Source organism: Vibrio lamellibrachiae, assembly GCF_050337265.1.
Classification (GTDB): domain Bacteria; phylum Pseudomonadota; class Gammaproteobacteria; order Enterobacterales; family Vibrionaceae; genus Vibrio; species Vibrio kyushuensis.
Genome location: NZ_JAKJSU010000004.1, coordinates 637,387 through 650,357, shown reverse-complemented (window position 1 = coordinate 650,357; position 12,971 = coordinate 637,387). Strand labels below are relative to the sequence as shown.

The 12,971-nt window shown below is 42.0% G+C and carries 11 protein-coding genes; 5 read left to right on the top strand and 6 right to left on the bottom strand.

The window, feature by feature from the left end:
* Positions 1-86 precede the first annotated feature (86 nt).
* On the top strand, positions 87-848 hold the full coding sequence (locus L4C54_RS03150; RefSeq protein WP_428801542.1) for a carbon-nitrogen hydrolase family protein: 762 nt from the start codon (positions 87-89) through the stop codon (positions 846-848).
* Between the two features lie 96 nt (positions 849-944).
* Here the strand turns inward: L4C54_RS03150 and L4C54_RS03145 are convergent, their stop codons facing one another.
* Positions 945-1,283: a cytosolic protein gene (locus tag L4C54_RS03145; protein ID WP_428807393.1), complete on the bottom strand. Its 339-nt coding sequence runs from the start codon at positions 1,281-1,283 to the stop codon at positions 945-947.
* A 1,404-nt stretch (positions 1,284-2,687) separates the two neighbouring features.
* Here L4C54_RS03145 and L4C54_RS03140 point away from each other — a divergent pair.
* Both L4C54_RS03140 and L4C54_RS03135 read left to right on the top strand, forming a co-directional pair.
* Positions 2,688-4,196 carry a DUF3360 domain-containing protein gene (locus L4C54_RS03140; protein ID WP_428801552.1) on the top strand — a complete coding sequence of 503 codons (1,509 nt, stop codon included), beginning with the start codon at positions 2,688-2,690 and terminating at the stop codon, positions 4,194-4,196.
* 508 nt (positions 4,197-4,704) lie between these two features.
* Positions 4,705-5,199, top strand: coding sequence for a YcxB family protein (locus L4C54_RS03135; RefSeq protein WP_428807058.1), 495 nt, complete (start codon positions 4,705-4,707; stop codon positions 5,197-5,199).
* Positions 5,200-5,367: 168 nt separating this feature from the next.
* On the opposite strand, the gene L4C54_RS03130 is transcribed toward L4C54_RS03135, so the two are convergent.
* The 3 genes from L4C54_RS03130 to L4C54_RS03120 are packed head-to-tail and all read right to left on the bottom strand — an operon-like array spanning position 5,368 to position 8,167.
* The gene (locus tag L4C54_RS03130; protein ID WP_428807057.1) at positions 5,368-5,769 is read right to left on the bottom strand and encodes a GtrA family protein; all 402 of its coding nucleotides are present in this window, start codon (positions 5,767-5,769) and stop codon (positions 5,368-5,370) included.
* Positions 5,766-7,166 (bottom strand): ArnT family glycosyltransferase, encoded by a 1,401-nt coding sequence (locus tag L4C54_RS03125; protein WP_428807056.1) that lies wholly within the window; start codon positions 7,164-7,166, stop codon positions 5,766-5,768. The genes L4C54_RS03130 and L4C54_RS03125 overlap by 4 nt, the downstream gene beginning before the upstream one ends.
* Positions 7,163-8,167: a glycosyltransferase family 2 protein gene (locus L4C54_RS03120; protein ID WP_428807055.1), complete on the bottom strand. Its 1,005-nt coding sequence runs from the start codon at positions 8,165-8,167 to the stop codon at positions 7,163-7,165. Before L4C54_RS03120 ends, L4C54_RS03125 begins: the two co-directional genes overlap by 4 nt.
* Before the next feature lie 226 nt (positions 8,168-8,393).
* On the opposite strand from L4C54_RS03120, the gene L4C54_RS03115 reads away from it, so the two are divergent.
* Positions 8,394-9,068, top strand: coding sequence for a response regulator transcription factor (locus tag L4C54_RS03115; protein ID WP_428807054.1), 675 nt, complete (start codon positions 8,394-8,396; stop codon positions 9,066-9,068).
* The gene (locus L4C54_RS03110) at positions 9,068-10,342 is read left to right on the top strand and encodes a sensor histidine kinase (RefSeq protein WP_428807053.1); all 1,275 of its coding nucleotides are present in this window, start codon (positions 9,068-9,070) and stop codon (positions 10,340-10,342) included. Before L4C54_RS03115 ends, L4C54_RS03110 begins: the two co-directional genes overlap by 1 nt.
* 56 nt (positions 10,343-10,398) lie before the next feature.
* On the opposite strand, the gene L4C54_RS03105 is transcribed toward L4C54_RS03110, so the two are convergent.
* Both L4C54_RS03105 and L4C54_RS03100 read right to left on the bottom strand, forming a co-directional pair.
* Positions 10,399-11,712 (bottom strand): LssY C-terminal domain-containing protein, encoded by a 1,314-nt coding sequence (locus L4C54_RS03105; RefSeq protein ID WP_428807052.1) that lies wholly within the window; start codon positions 11,710-11,712, stop codon positions 10,399-10,401.
* 154 nt (positions 11,713-11,866) lie between these two features.
* Positions 11,867-12,595, bottom strand: coding sequence for a glycosyltransferase family 2 protein (locus tag L4C54_RS03100; RefSeq protein ID WP_428807051.1), 729 nt, complete (start codon positions 12,593-12,595; stop codon positions 11,867-11,869).
* Positions 12,596-12,971 lie beyond the last annotated feature (376 nt).

The following is a 12,971-nucleotide window of genomic DNA, read 5'->3' as shown; positions in this document are numbered from 1 at the left end:
GGAATAGGCCCTAGTTTTCTTATGTATGACCTTGTGCGCATGATAGTATGATTCTTTGTTTTTACTGTTTTGGTATAAGTTAAATAATGAGTGATGTAAGGGTGGCTTTAGCTCAATACGGAGCAGTGAGAGGAAATATCTCAGAGAATATTGAAGCGCACAATAAGCTATGTACAAGTGCAGTATGCTTGGGCGCAAAAATAATCATGTTCCCTGAGTTGTCATTGACTGGTTATGAACCAGAACTATTGGCGGAACTAGCTATAAATCAATCCTCACCACTAATCGACTCGCTTTCCAACACAGCGGTTACAAATGGTTTAACGATTATAGCTGGATGCCCTTTAATAAGTGGGCAAGCAAAGCCTTATATAGGCGCAGTTATTTTACATCCTAACGGAGATGTTGATTACTATCAAAAGCAGTATCTTCATCAAGGAGAAAATGAATACTGCGTAGCAGGCAATGAAAATTACTGCTTTAGCATTGATCAAGTAAAGTTCTCACTCGCTGTTTGTGCTGATTTTACAGATCCTCGCCATTACAATGATGCTAAAGCGTCAAATGTAGATGCATATCTTGTAAGTGCCTTGATTTCAAAAAGTGGCTTCTCAAATGATAGTGGTTTGCTATCAAGCATTGCGAATAAGCTTAATGTGCCAGTACTGTTATCAAATTTTGTCGGAGAAACTGGTGGATGGGATGCTGCGGGACAATGTACCGTATGGGATAGTGACGGCGAAATTGTTATTCAAGGCAGTAAAAATCGTGAGGGGATTACGTTTTGCACAATTACCAGCAGTAATATCCACAATGTGAAATTCCAGCCATTGGGTTGCGCTATTTAGCCTAGCTAGCTCAAAGCTGCCCCGTTAATAAGCGCAACGCTTGCGGATGAACGGCTAGGGATGCCAATTCGCCGATTTCAACTTACTGAATGATTTTCAGTCCAATCGGGTAATAAAGGTTTGCTCGTCATCCACAAAAGCCACAAAGCCGCCGTGATAGATAAAAACACGACCGCGCCCTTCAACTAAGCAGGCAAGCTGTGGGTTCAAATCTTCTTCATTATCCTCGCTTTGAAAAGTTCCGGTATCAGTGATTACGCCGCTGAGTGCAGGCAAATATCCATAAGTACGCTTGGCTTGATCAATCAGGCTCAATTCGCTAGCGGTAGAGAAGCAACGGGGGATCGTACTGGCGTCTTCGATGAACATTGTTTTCAGCTCTTCAAAAGCTGTAATCACCAGCCAGTCGATGCCGTTAACATGATGGATAAACATAGAGTTTCTCGATAATTCTGATGTGGAGATTCTATCATTATCAGGGAAAGAACGTAGTAGAGATTTAGTTTCTAAAGACGGTAATTCGGTTCCATTTCCGGACATTCACTAGGCCAATTTGAAACTCATTTTTGTCCAGAGGTGTGCTGATGGGGCATGAAACACGAAAATCCCCCACTCTATGGTAGAGTAAATGCTCATTACCATACTATTAATGTATGTTTCTCCAAACAAAACTTATCTAAATTCAATGCAATTTAGCAATGCTTACTAAACACAATCTTAAGAGCGGAGGTTATACTTCTGGGCGTTACGATATAAATTTAAGAAGAACTGAGATGGTCTTTTTATGGCAGAAAAAAAGCCACTAAATGTAAAAAAGTGGCTTTTCTATTTTTCTATAATGTACATACTATTTCTTTCTTTTACAGTGTTACGGTTTACGTTGAAACTTGTTCATTTAACCACTGATGATGTTCTACCAGTTCTTAAAGCGTAGTCTAATTGCTAGTCTTGTCAATTAGCGGGCGTGAATCTCGTAATGCGCACAAAAATCAAGCCTTCTAGCTAGCGCTAGTTTTCCACAAATCACTGAGCAATACCTGTGTTTATTGATAGCTCTCTAAATTAGCAAAAGCGCTGGCAAACTTTTGTCCATATTCGAGTTAGTCGACATAGCTAGCTCAAATGTGCCCGGCACTTGTCCTGAGTATAAAACCACCTCTTGATTCACTTAGTCGAGCTTATTAATTTTACCTAATCTATTTAGTTATGATGGCTCTAGGGCCTACTTAGCCCATTTTCAACAGTTGGCTTCTTGTTCTACGCCTTTTTTATTAGAGTCGCACTGATTATCTGAAATCGGAACTATCATGGCTATTATTGCTTAGTTGCACACAAATATAGTGTGCTGGCTAGGCTGGATATACATATCGTTTATTCCCTTGGTGAGTAGTAGGATGGTTGTAGTCGCCTATCCATTAGCCTAGTTATTTTTGTAATGCCTTCATGCAAGCGTGCAGTCTTTTTAGAGCGTTACTTTATTATTCTTGAAATGAATAGTTGTTAATGAAGTGATAAATATCGTCTGCAGTTTCTCATACTAGTCTCTGGCCTGTACGACTAATGTCTAATTATTAACAGCTGTTTGTTTTTTAAAGGTTGGTATAGAGTATTAGTGACTGAATTCTAATGGTTATTATTAGTGATGGGTTGATGGCTTATTTTTACATAATAGTAGCTATTAAGGTTATTAATAGTAATTATAACTTATAAATAATATAGGATCATCTCGTTCTTTGCAGTAGAGAATATATAGATAACGACTCCGCTAAACCTTCGTGTCGTGAGTAAATAATGTTTGTTGGAATAACACACCTTAGAGTGTGAACGAAAGGAATCAAAATGAGTAGTACTTTAGAGTCCGCAGATATACGAACAGAAAATTCTCAAGTCAATGAGGATGAACTCACGTATGAACAACAACATAAACCAAGGTCGGAATTTGGTTCCCGAGAACAATATTTAGAGAACGAATTACAAATCATGGCGCCTAAACGCTGGCGTCCCAATTTACCGTTTAAAGATTATCGATTTGAGCTAGAAGATACCATTCCCGCTATGGCGGCTACCATTGGTAAGGTTGTTATGGTGGGAGCCATTGCAGCAACCTTTGCCGGGGCTCTAGGGCTAAATGAAGGCTTCATTTTAGAAAATGTGCGTTATGAATTACTCATAGCCTCTATTTTCATCATTCTTTTCTCTGGATTTTTATTGCCGACCGCAAACCTAGCAGGCACACACGGCCCACTCATCCCTTTAATTCCGATTGTCGTTGCAGCAGGCGGCCATCCTATGGCATTTGGGTTACTGATCGGTGCTTTTGGCCTGATATTAGCCATCAGTAAGGGGGGAAGTATGTTGGCAAACCTCACTAGTAAAGGTGTGTGTGGCGGTTTATTGCTCTACCTTGGCTTTGTTGGAACGGCTTCTCAAGTTAAAAATCTATTCGCTTGGGCTGAGGGAATAGGTATGAGTCATATTGCTTTTGTCGTGATCTTTTGCACTATTATTTTATATGCCTTACTGGAACATTTTGGTAAGCGTTGGTTAGCAGTACCTCTTAGTTGCTTGCTGGGTGGTACTTTGGCTTTTGCTATGGGTGCCCCGTTTTCTTTTCAAACCGAGCCCGGCTTGCCAAATATGAATCCAATGTATTGGTGGGGGGAAGATACAGGCTGGATGATAGGCTTACCTACGATTGAACATTTCATGGTGGTATTGCCCTTTGCTATTCTCGCTGTGGCTATGTGGTCGCCAGATTTTTTAGGGCATAAAGTGTTTCAAAAAATCAGCTATCCAGAGCGTACAGAAAAAGTACATATGAACATTGACGATACCATGACCACGGCATCAATTCGTCAAACGTTCGGTTCTCTACTCGGTGGTGCGAATTTTACTTCTTCATGGGGTACTTATATCGTACCGGCGGCTATTGCTAAACGTCCTATTCCTGCAGGCGCTCTGCTGACGGCTCTGTTCTGTATTATAGCTGCGGTTTGGGGATACCCAATGGATTTAGCGATATGGCAACCTGTACTTTGTGTCGCTTTGGTTGTTGGTGTCTTTATCCCACTGCTAGAAGCTGGAATGGAGATGACGCGTGAAGGGAAAACTACACAATCGGCAGCGATTGTTGTATTTTCGTCTGCGCTAGTTAACCCTGCATTTGGCTGGTCTCTTACCATGCTGTTAGATAACTTAGGCTTAGTAGGCTGTAAAGAACGTAGCGGTGAACTTAGTAAAATGAGCCGCTGGGTGTTGCCTGGTATTATGTTTATTGTACTAAGTGGTGTGATGGCGTTGGTTGGTCTTCTACCAGGGATACCGGCGATTATCCCAAGTTTTCGTTGACCTTTAAATAGAGTTATTGAACGTTTGGCCTTTACCCTTATTGAGTTTAATTACATGGTGAGTTGACGTTTTATTAAATTATCTTTAGTAAAAGTTTTTTCACACGCTTTAATTGAGTGAAAACTGTATTTATTATTTTAGATAGCGTTAATAGTTGCTTATTTTTTTTGGCTATGTTTAATGGCTGGAGACTATGTTCTTAATAGGGGCCGTGATGTTATTATTAGCTTTAATGAATAAAAATTAAAAAATAATAGTGGTCGGGGATTTGGAGTTATATCGATAAGGAAACCTGAACCCAATTTCTAAGTACGATATCCTCTAATATCGAAGGTATCCATCCGTATTTGAGAGCCCTGTTTTAGTGGTTATGTGTAAACCTTGTCGGTATCATTGATTTACAAAAGAAGAGAAAAACAGCTAAAGAAATGCACCGAGAAGCTATACAATGATCAATTTGCGATACCGCAACATGGATCATTTACCGAAAACGTTAAAGCAGCCACCTATGTCTAAAGATTTCGAATTCACCACAGAGTACACCCTCGACAAGACCTTTTTTGCAGAGTGTTATGATCAAACTAGCCTTCCTGTTACCTTTCCAAAAGCCTATTTAAAAGGAGTGATTTTTTTCCTTTTTGGTTCGGTTTTAATACTATTGGAGCTATTACCCAATAGTTATGTTGGTTGGTTCTTTATCGTTTTGAGTGTTATTGAGGCGCTCAGTCTTTATTACAAAAGAGCCTGGTGGCTATGGCGACAAAAATTCAGTAGGAGAGCAGGCAGCAAAGTGATATTTCAGCTTGGATTTGACGGTGTGAGTTATAAAAGCGGTAAAAATGCACGTAGTATCGCCTGGAGTGAGATTGACCAACTTCAACAAACCGATTTAGGGTTTATCCTTCATATGGGTAAACAGCGCCAATATGTTAGTAAATCTTGCTTAAATGACGAATCAATCGCGTTCATTATTGATCAACACGCCATATCTAAAATGAACTAAAGCCCATTAGTGCACAATAGAGCTAATAAAACTGATACGGTTAGGTCTTTCATTTGTTTAGATAAAATTGGCTTAGCTTTTAGCTATGGCGAATGAATGACTAAATTTGCCTCTGCCTTTGAACTATCGAGTCAGCCAGTTCTGCGCTGACTCAGTTTTAGCGTGCTACTACAACGGTTTTGTTTTAAATACCCAACGTTCACTCAACATAAAGTTGCTCAGCATCCCAACAAGCACGCCCATAACTAACGCGATGTAAACTGTAATTGTACCTTCACCTAATACATTAAGAACACTTCTAAACGTAATGAAATTGGGAATAGCTGACATTGACGCAGAGCCTATAAACTTGGCCCATTGCAGAAATTTAGGCTGCTTATTCGAATGGACGAATGTATAACAACGATTCCCAAACCACGTAACGCAAGCAGCGCCGAAAAAGGCGATAACGCGAGATAAATAGACATCGAGTTCGCACAAGTAAAGCGCCATTGAAAAGAGTACAGCATCGGCAATAAAGCCGATGCTGCCTATCAGTGCAAATTTGAACAATGCTTTGTGCTGGTTCATTTTGCTTTGCACGTGTACAAGGTTCGTTCGCTTTGCGCGGTATAATTGACGACGCAGGTAAGTTGCCTCTCCTCGCCAAGATCTTCAATAGCGGACTTCTCTCCAACTAATTGAAATGGAACGTCAGTTTTGAGATCGTGACCATCTTTCAGAAGCTTTGCTTGGCCTTGGCTGTAAAATTGCCCAGAAAAAGGACGCTTGCCTAAATAGAATGTGGGTAGCGTGTGATCGGCGTGAGTGAAAATACCTTTGTCGCTGCGTTTATCTGCAACAAACAGGTGGATGTAAACAACGGCAGCAATCAGTATCAACGGCATAATCGCAGCAGAGAGTCGAAACCACTTTTTGTGATGGTCAGTGCCTTTCGTCAATATGGTGATTAATAAACCCAACGCGGGAATGCCTGGTAGAACATACGCGGGTAGTATGTTTCCCGATAACGTGAAAAGCAGTAACGGAGACAACATCCACAGTGCGAGAAAACTCAGCAGCCCATGGCTTTCCGTCGAAAGAGATTTGATTTGATATCTTTTTTTCCAAACAAGAATAGGTAAAACGATTGACCACGGAAGGGCTGCATAGAGGAAAAACAGCCAAATCATGCCTCTTGGTTCATCGTGAGCGCTGCCGTACAGATCACCTTCCCAGCCACTGACAATAAAACGATTAAAGTGCTCGCCAACAAGAAAATAGTTCAAGAAACCGGGTGTAGCTTGCTCTGCTAACAGATACCAAGGAGCAGAGATAACGAGCATCAGTAGTGAGCCGGTAATGATAGGAAAGCGAGACCAAAGCTCTTTAAACGCGCCCAAAAAGCCATGCTGAAAAATGAGCCAAGGCGCAACCGCTAGGCCGACTAGTACGATGATCAAAGGCCCTTTAGCAAGCAAGCTAATAGCTAAGCCGACAAAGCCGACATAACCCCATGTTTTGTTACCACGCCAGCAGAAGTAGAGACCAAGCATCGCAATGGTCATACCCAAGGTCAGTGCCATATCGGTCATTACTGCACCAGCAGAAACGGCAAATACAGCGCATGTTGAAATGACTAAAGCTGTGACAAGTGCACTGTATCCAGACTTTCTAGCGAGAAAAGCCATTAAACCAATCACTACGAGACCCGCGAACCAATGTGGAGCACGGACTGCGAATTCATTTATGCCAAACAGTTCAATACCCGTGGCGCTCATCCAAGTAAATAGGGGAGGCTTGCCCCAAAAGGGCACACCGTAATCAAATTGTGGGGTAAGCCAATTATCCGTTTCGACCATTAACCTTGCCATTTCTCCGTAACGCGCTTCCGTGGTATCCATTAATGGATAGGCTCCTAGAGAGAGCAAACGTATTAGAAGAACAGAGATTAATATGGCCCATAGGTAGACGTGATTAAGCCTCATGCTCTTTTCTCCATCGAACGGTTTTTGTTTTGTCCGGAGCGTTCGACCACGGATTGAATGAGGTAGAGCGGTCGGTTTTTAACTTCAATGAATATTCGACCGATGTATTCACCCAATACGCCAATACTTAATAGTTGAATCCCCCCCAATGCCAATTGAACGACCATCATGGATGGGTAGCCTGATACCAACTCACCAAACAGCAAAGTTTTTGAAATGATGATTAAACCGAATACAAAGGCAGCGAATGCAATAAGCCCACCTACGATAGTCGCTAAGCGAAGGGGGCGAATAGAGAAGGAGGTGATACCGTCGACGGCTAAACCAAGCAGCTTGAGGTAGTTCCACTTTGTCTCACCGCAATAGCGAGCATCTCGGTCAAACGGTAGGGTTGTTTGACGAAACCCCGGCCATGCGAAGATGCCTTTCATATAACGATTGGATTCGGTCAGGCTACAAATATGATCGACGACTTCACGGCTTAATAGACGAAAGTCACCAACGTTTTCGGGTATGTCACTTTTAACTAACAGATTTAGAAGGCGATAAAATGTCGATGCTGAGAATTGTTTGAACCAACTTTCACCGTGTCGATTTCTACGCTGCATGTTGACAACGTCGAACCCCTTACGCCACGCCTTTAGCATGCTTGGAATCAATTCAGGTGGGTCTTGTAAGTCGGCATCAAGCAAGATAACCGCGAGGCCTTTACTGTGCTCGAGCCCCGCAGTTACTGCGTACTCCTTTCCAAAGTTTCGGCTTAAACAGATGTTCACAACGTTGCTAGAAGTAATCGGTAGTATATCAACGAGGCAATTACTGTCGTCGGTACTGCCATCGTCGATATAAACTATTTCGCAAGACTCTTCTATCGAGTCTAAGACCTTATTTAAACGAGCGTGGAATTCACCTAATACTTCTCGCTCATTATAATAAGGTACAATGATAGACAGGGTAACGGGCGGTTTCGGCTGGTGAGTAACGAGTGATATCGGGCTCATACGATTTGCCTTATTCGGGTTAACTGGGCCAGTGGCGTCAATCAAATCGGCTCTGGCAATGTATGAGCGTTATATCAATAGGCATGTGAAAACTATGTCATCCACGTTTTTTTCACATCCGATCTGGATGCTTATGCGTTATATAGAGAGTGCAGCTTCAAACCGTATTCAGAATCTAGGTCATTTGGGTATTCATAGTGACGACGAACGATAGGGCAAAATAACCATGAAAAAAATTCTACTGGTGGAAGATAACCGCGAGGTGGCGGGGATTTTGTTTGATTACTTTGAGTATCTCGGAATGGACCTTGATTATGCAGACAATGGTGAGCTTGGATTGCAACTGGCATTGGAAGGGCGCTTTGACGTGATATTACTTGATCTGATGCTACCAAGAATGGATGGATTAACGGTTTGTAATAAGCTGAGAGAAGCGGGTAATAATACGCCCGTGTTAATGCTGACGGCACTAGATAACAGAGACGATATGCTGAATGGCTTTCAGCATGGTGCGGATGACTACCTGACTAAGCCATTTGATCTTGAAATTCTAGAAGCCAGAATGAAGGCTTTAGTGAGGCGTTATAAGGGAGAAGTCGCCAGCGCTAGCGTACAATTCGGCCAAATAAGAATTGATCAAAAGAAGAGGCAAGCGTACCGACAAGATAAGCCACTAGCGTTAAACCCCACGACTTACACCATTCTGGAATTACTGTGTAATAAGGCTCCCGATGTGGTAAGCCGTGAAGAAATAGCAGAGAAGCTATGGCAAGAAAATGAGCCAAATAACGATGTATTAAGAAGCCATATTTACCAGTTACGTAACCAGCTTGATAAGCCTTTTCCTACGCCAATGCTCATTACCGTACCCAAAATAGGCTTCCGCCTAGAGGAGCAGTAATGGTCGACCGATTTTTTACCAATACAAAGTCACTGACGAGCCGATTAGCACTCTTTTTTACCTTGGTTTCCACCGTTGTGGGTGTCGTTACGTTTCTAGTTTTTATTGCTGCACTTCAGTGGTCTGAAGATAGAGTTGGTGAGCGACGTATTTTGATTGACCGTGATGAAGCCGTTCAACGCTATGTTGCAGGAGAGAGCGGTAGATTGCGTATTGACGCACTTACTACAGCCTATAATGACTTAAGTTTACTTCCTGAGCCTTATCGTGAGTTCGCTAAAGGAAAAGAGAGCTTTGTCGGGGAAATTGGCGACACGTTAGACCCTCTATCACAGATGCTTTTTGTTGGGCATTACTGGTTTGAAGGTCAAAAAATACCAATTGTGCTGTTAACCCAGATAGACAGAGTAGAGTTTGGGCTTGATGAGCTGATTTATTCAACCAGTCTTGTTATTGGTTTCGTTGCTGCGCTTATGTTTATGTTTGGTGCGTTACTGTATCGTCTTTCTCAACGTTTGATAGAGCCAGTGAATAGCCTTGCTAATCAATTAGGTGAGCTGTCTGGTGATGCTCAGCAACCGTTTGAAATTGGTGGAAATGCAGCCATTGAATTCCAAACATTGACGAATAGACTTAACAAGTACCGTACCGATATTCATTCTTTGATTAAACGAGAACAAGCCTTTTCACGCTATGCAAGCCACGAGCTGAGAACGCCTTTAACGATTATTAGAGGCGCTAATGGGCTGCTAACAAAAAGCCAACCAAGTGATTTTCAACATAAGCAGGTTGAACGAATAGGTAATGCCAGCTACCAGATGGGGACAATGATTGACGCCCTTTTAAGTTTAGTTCGGTATGAAAAGGAACAGGATGAGGCCGACGTACGAGCTTTAACTGAGCGAGAACTTAAAACGGTCATTGAGCAAAATTCAGTTCAAGCGTCGAGTAAAGATTTGGAGCTTAAGTTAGTTGTTGAATCAGAGCCGATGATAAAAGCCTCTAGCGCCGTGGTTAATATGATTTTGGGTAACTTGGTACGTAATGCCATTGCAGCGACGAATAACGGTTCGGTTACCGTCACTCTCTCTGATTCAATATTGTTGGTGGAGGATGAAGGAGAGGGGATGATAGAAACACCTAACCGTGATGGACACGGGCTAGGTTTACTCATCGTGGACGATTTCTGTCAGCGTTATGGTTGGCAATTTAACCTAGCCAATAGAGAACAACGTGGATGCAGAGCTGAAATACGCTTTGAACGTTTTACTTAACAAACGTTAGATTGATAATCCTAACCTTACTTTACTTGTTAAGTAAGGTTAGTCTGCTAAGCCTTGGCATTGATGTCCCCTTCGATGATAAGTATATTGCCATCTGTAAAGTAATCGTGTTCCTCATCGTGCTTTATTGGTGAGGTGGCGAGCTTAAAACGAATTGAATGATCTGGCAGTTGTTGTATTTGCTGAGCGAGTAGGTCACGCTCGTAATCTACGTTGGGTTCAATGCTATGTAAAACAGTGACAATCCCAGAGTACGGAGTTAGCTGGAGGCCATTGTCATAACTTAAAGCGCCAACCCATACCTTCTTTCCTGTTGATGGTTCTTTGCCGCCACCTTCCCACGTACCGACACTCCACCACCTGATATGGCTGCGTTTCATCAAATCTCCGGGCAACTGAAAGGCCATGTTTTGTGGCTTACCATTCCAAAAAAGATCCGATACTGGTGGTGTTTTACTGTTTAACAGATTCAGGTAATCCTTCCATTCAATGTTATTTCTCGAAAAGGTTTTATTTTCTATCCAACCTAAACTGAGCATGGCGGGTCGAGGTGTTTCGCCAATGTATATAACGTTGATCGCCTGTGCATCATAAACGGCAGAACGACCGGGAAATGCTTTGAGTGAAAGCCCCTGTACTGAAGAAACTTCGGCTTGAGGCGAGGTAAGATCAAGCTTAGCAACAAGATCATCAGCACGTAAGAAAAAATGACTGTAGTTTGCGAGCAGTGCAGCAATGGTAAAGATAACGCCGGTCTTTAAGCCTAGCCAGCGCCACTTTTTATAAAGGCCGATGAATACAAATATAAGCGTCGAAGCAACGACTAATAGACTATACAAGTGCTCGTGAGCAAACAGGAGAATGTCACTAATAAAAGGGATGGATTCAACACCGTAACTCAGTAAGTAGCCCCAAATGATAAACTGCCCTACGCCGAGAATAAGCCCAATGCTAGATAGAAGAGTAAAGCGTTGATAAGGTATTCGGTTTACTCCTGCCAAAAATGGAACAACCCAAGCTATCGGTCCTAGAAGGCGCGAAAATATCAAGACGGAACGTTCTTTTTTAAGCATGAATAATTTAGCTCTAGCCAAGGGCTTTCGCGATTTCGGTTGCCACCGAGTAAGCTTCCGTTGAGCATCTTTTCCGATCGTTCTTCCTATCCAATAGCTGGCCTGATCACCAATCCAGCCTCCAGTTAATACAAGAACGACGCCGAGCCATGTTCCTTGGTGTAATTGATAGCCAGCAGCAATCAAAAACGGCTCTCCAGGAACAAAAAGGTTTGGACCAATCAGTGCATCCAACATAGCGCCCATAAATAGGCTTATCGACCCTAAACTCGATGCATCAAAAGTCATCTAAATTAATTCCCATATACTCGTTCCTATAAATGACTTTTCACAGAAATAGCCGCTTACATGTTTACTATTTGATCGTGTCTAATAAAAACAATTATGTGTAGATAGCAGGCGCTACTATTGTTCGTAAGCTAAATTAATGTTCGTCGCTCTATTAATGCTCGTTATAGTGGCCAAATTTGTATTCCATCTCATTTTTTTTCATTTCACCCAAAAAGAAACGGCGAAGGTTGGCTTTTAAATAGGTGAATCCTGTTCTTACTATTCCATCTTGATCTAAACGTCTTGGGTCAAAACCAAAGGTCGAATTTAGGAAACGAAATCGCCACGTTTTACTTGCTCTTTTAACGTAATCACAGTCTTCACACAGCACTATCTCTTCGTCAAAACCATTCAGCTCTTTGTGAGCACGCTGGGTGGAAAAAATGCAGGCGCCAACAGCGGTAGGGTAAAAAAACTGTGTGGTGAATAGGCCGATGTTAAATAGCGTATAACCTAATTTATGTATTAAAGGGAGCGCTTGTGAACCCATATAGACGCCAGCAACTTCCAGTTTTTTATTGTCTAATTGGTTCAAGGTATCACTTAGAAAATCAGCCCTAAGCCTTACATCGGCGTCTAAGAATAACAGGCGTTCATTATTTGCCAGTGAGGCCCCTTGATTACGGCCTAAGCTAACCCCTCGGTTCTTCATTTTATGAACGATCAAATTCGGTAGTTTCGATTCAAACGTTTGAGCAATCTCACAGGTGGTATCGTCACTGTTTGAATCGACGAGAATAACTTCGAAATCACGGAAGTATTGGTGGCTTAGATCGTCCATCAAGCGAGCGATACGTTTTTCTTCATTTAGGGTGATAACAACAATACTTAATTTGCTCATAACGTGCTCCAAAGTTATATCTACAATTGTGTTAGGGATATCTTGTTCTCCCTTGGGGATAGGGGACGTAGAAACTTTATCTGATGAGCTGTGGAAAAAATGTATAAACGAAGGGCGGTTCGATTCAACGAGTAAGGGGTTAGTAAAATAGCGTTCTGCACTAGCAAAACTGAATATTTCGCTAAGCAACATATTATCTTTCAAAGTTAACAGGGCTTTGGCACCAGAGATCACAATGCCTTTTATTCGGCTATATGTTAATTCTCGATAATCTTTCGTCCAATCAAGGCCCTTGTCGAAAATTAGAGGCAATTGGAATCTTAATCTCAACGCTTTGATTAGCTTGGATTAATCATTGTTGGCTGTTATATGGATA